The organism is Pedobacter sp. 01N416 (assembly GCF_056399685.1).
On sequence record NZ_JBFTRT010000589.1, the window covers coordinates 1 to 3,059 of the forward strand.

Annotated in this window: 3 protein-coding genes and 1 pseudogene; all 4 read right to left on the reverse strand. The window is 38.0% G+C overall.

What is annotated here, in order from left to right; genetic code table 11:
• Positions 1–508, reverse strand: a 508-nt coding sequence (gene lolB1 / locus AC1DND_RS24115) for a lipoprotein insertase outer membrane protein LolB1 (RefSeq protein WP_477585107.1), incomplete at its 3' end; no start/stop codon positions are given.
• On the reverse strand, positions 486–2,183 hold the full coding sequence (locus AC1DND_RS24120; protein WP_477585108.1) for a tetratricopeptide repeat protein: 1,698 nt from the start codon (positions 2,181–2,183) through the stop codon (positions 486–488). The genes AC1DND_RS24120 and lolB1, both read right to left, overlap by 23 nt.
• A 60-nt stretch (positions 2,184–2,243) precedes the next feature.
• Positions 2,244–2,675, reverse strand: a complete 432-nt coding sequence (gene dut / locus AC1DND_RS24125; protein WP_477585109.1) for a dUTP diphosphatase — start codon at positions 2,673–2,675, stop codon at positions 2,244–2,246.
• A gap of 94 nt (positions 2,676–2,769) precedes the next feature.
• A pseudogene (locus AC1DND_RS24130) lies at positions 2,770–3,059 on the reverse strand (polysaccharide biosynthesis protein); the annotation flags it as partial.

Below are 3,059 nucleotides of genomic sequence, written 5' to 3' on the forward strand. Positions count from 1 at the left end.
CCCAAACACCATTTTCCTGTTTAACATCCGATTCTTGTGTTAGAAACTCGCCCATGGCATTGCCCGTTAAAATGGATTGTAGGGTATTAAAATTAACCTGTTTATTGGTGAAATTGTAAATATAACTAAAAGGTTTTTTTAGGTATTCGCTTTTCATCCGGTTCATGATCTTGATACTATCAGGCGTAATCAAAGCCCTTGCCACCTCTGCCATTCCACCTAAGGCTGTAATGCTTACCCAAATGGCTTCCTTGTCTTTCATCTTGAAATTCATGGTTACATCGTTTGCGTCGCCGGCAATATCTAAAGTTGCTTTTGCTTTTAAAGAAAGTGTATTAAATTTAAGTTGTTTGCTATTTAGTAGTGTTAAAGCTTCTGCTTTCGAATTATCAGTTTTGGTTTCTGTTTTGGTAGGTGGAGCCACTACAATTTCTTTTTTAGGTTTACATGCCGAAACAAAAATTACAGCTCCTAACAGGAATGCGCTATTTAAAATACTTCTTTTCATTTATCTTTTTAATTAATACTTCTGATCCGTTTCCAGTCTCTTTTGCTTTTTGCCATTGGATTAATGCAGCATCCTTTTCACCTTTCATAAAAAGTATATCGCCATATCGCTCCAAGTAAACACCGTTTTTACTGCTATTGTTTTGCAAAGCCTTTTCAATCCATATTTTCGCCAGATCGTATTTTTGCTGTTTAAACAGAATAAACGCGTAGGTATCTACAATTGAAGGATTATTAGGCATAGCATTGGCCGCTGTTTCTGCATATTTCGCGGCCTTGGTTAAGTCGTCATTTCTCAACGCCAAATAATAGGCATAATTATTCATGATGAGATAATTATCGGGCTCTGTTGAAATGGCTTTTTCGAAAGCTGTTTTAGCTAAGGCAAAATTATTCTGGTTGATGTAGATATCGCCCTGTAGTGCATAAATCTGTGCCTGCAGGCTTTTATTCTCTACATCCAACTGTAAGGAGGTTTTTAAATTGCTTTGAGCGGGCTCATATTTACCTGTTTTAAACAGGGCATAAGCCATATAATAATATAAGCTGGCCTGATTGGGATAAATGCTTAAAGCCTCATCGCCAACCTTTATCGCTTCCTCATAGTGCCCAAGCAGTGTTTGGATATTAATGACCTGTTCCCACACTACATAAATCTGTTCGTTAAGTTTTAAAGCAGCCTGATATTGGGACAATGCATCTTTTAAGTGGTTCTGCTGATAAAGTACATCGCCATAAAGTGCCAATGCTTTTGCATCAGCCGGATTTTTTTCTGCAACCAGTTTACTTAGTTCAGTTACATTTTTGGCAACAACGGGTTGGTTAAGTTTCGGAAAAAGTGCAGCGATAATCTTCACCTTTTCCGTAAGAGGCATTTCATTGCTTTCGAAAGCCAATTTTAAGGAAGAAAATGCAGCTTCGTCATTTTTCTGCTTACGGTAAATATCAGCCAAAGCCAGGTTTACCTCAAAATTATTGGGTTCGAGCTGCTGGGCTTTGGTTAATACCTTTAATGCTTCCGGATCATTTCCCTTCTGCAAAAGCAAACCTGCAGCATATAAATAGTTCTTTACATCAGCCTGATTGCCTTCCAATAATTTAACAATATCACTTTCAGTGGCATTCCCGTTAGATTGCAGACGCTTTCTGGCGTTTACCAAATCTCTTGATTCGCCAAATTTAGCCTGAATTTCATCATAGGTCTTTTTTGCAGCATCCAGCTGATTGCCTAAGAACTGCGCATTGGCTTTATCAAAATAATAGGCATCGTTTTCAGCATCGAGACGGATCAACTGATTAAACACTTCGATTAGTTCGGGCATGTTATTGGTGCGCTTGTATACCTCACCAAGTAAGCGCCAGTACCATAAATTGCCGGCGTTTAATTTAATTGCCTGTTTTATATGCTGTTCAGCTTCCGAAAGTTTATCTAAACGCAGGTTTGCATTGGCCAGCTCGAAATAGGCTGCATGGTTATTCGGATCTAAACCAACAATTTTATTGAAATTGGTAGAGGCAACAACATAATTTTCAGACATTTTCTCCCGTAAGCCCGCAAAAAACAATTGTTTTACCATATTGCTATCGCGATTGGCACTTGGCGTAACCGTTCCCTGCCCAAAAGCCTGGATGCTCACTAAAGTGGCTCCAACAAGAAAATGTACTTTGTATTTCATATCATTTATCAATCCAAATAATTTACTCCAGACTAAGGACTTTTGACTTAGGACTGTGGACTATTTCCCCGTATGTCCGTAGCCACCTTCGCCGCGTACAGTTTCCCCTAATTGTTCTACGGTTTGCCAGCTAACGGTTTCGTGTTTTGCCACAACCATTTGTGCAATTCTATCGCCATTAACGATTTTAAAATCTGTATCTGATAAATTTACCAATAAAACTTTTATTTCACCACGGTAATCGGCGTCAATTGTACCAGGAGCATTTACAATGCTAATACCGTGTTTATAGGCCAAGCCGCTTCTGGGTCTGATCTGTGCTTCGTAACCAATCGGTAATTCAATAAACAAACCTGTTGGCACCAATAAGCGCTGCAAAGGTTTCAATATCATTTCTTCTATTATTGATGCCCGCAGATCCATACCAGCCGCATGTGCAGTTTCATATTGTGGAAGTGCATGTTCGGATGTATTGATAATTTTTATTTCCATTTTTTTATTGTTGGGTACTTTAGGTTAATGGCTTATAGATCATGGTTTGATTGCCATTGACCATTAACGATGAACCTAATACAAAAGTCTCTAACTAACCTCTTTTTAGTATTTTCATTAAATCATTCTTTTCAAAATAGGCAATACCCGCAACAAAAACAATCAACATGGCATTGCCAATATAAATGTTTCTATGGAATACGAAAAACGAAGAGAATACCAGTATGATCGAAATGATTAAGTAAGATAAAATCTTTTTAAGATTATAGGGGATTGGGTAATATTTCTGTCCGAGGATATACGAAATAATCATCATCGTTCCATAGGTTGCCATCGAAACCCAGGCAGAACCCATATAACTAAACTTCGGAATCAATATGATAT

Coding starts and splice junctions, on each gene's coding strand:
- AC1DND_RS24120 (WP_477585108.1), bottom strand. CDS start 2,183: ATGAAATACAAAGTACATTTTCTTGTTGGAGCCACTTTAGTGAGCATC.
- dut (WP_477585109.1), bottom strand. CDS start 2,675: ATGGAAATAAAAATTATCAATACATCCGAACATGCACTTCCACAATAT.